The sequence below is a fragment of the Chryseobacterium sp. DT-167 genome, from assembly GCF_058310155.1.
This window is the reverse complement of record NZ_JBZEEQ010000093.1, coordinates 348-600: the sequence shown is the minus strand read 5'-3', so window position 1 is coordinate 600 and position 253 is coordinate 348. Positions and strand designations below refer to the sequence as shown.

Annotated in this window: 1 protein-coding gene; it reads left to right on the top strand. The window is 72.7% G+C overall.

Translation table 11 applies throughout. From position 1 onward, the window contains the following. The coding region (locus AC4FQ5_RS19935; protein WP_491146391.1) for a hypothetical protein at positions 1-253 on the top strand (253 nt) is incomplete at both ends.

Below are 253 nucleotides of genomic sequence, written 5' to 3'. Positions count from 1 at the left end.
TCCGCCATCGCGCTCTCCGCGTTGCGTCGCACGGGCGCTCGCACGCTCGATGCCATGGCGGAGGCGCTGTCGTCGGGTGGCGACGGATCGGACTGGGAGAGGGAACTCCTGACGTACGAATCACGGCTCGCCGAGGCGGCGACGGCGGTGCGCGGCGCCCGTGACAGCCGGCGCGCCAACCCGCGTGCACGGTGGATGAACTACGACGTCGACGAGGATCTCGACGACCTCGCGGCGCTCCGTCGCGCGCGCG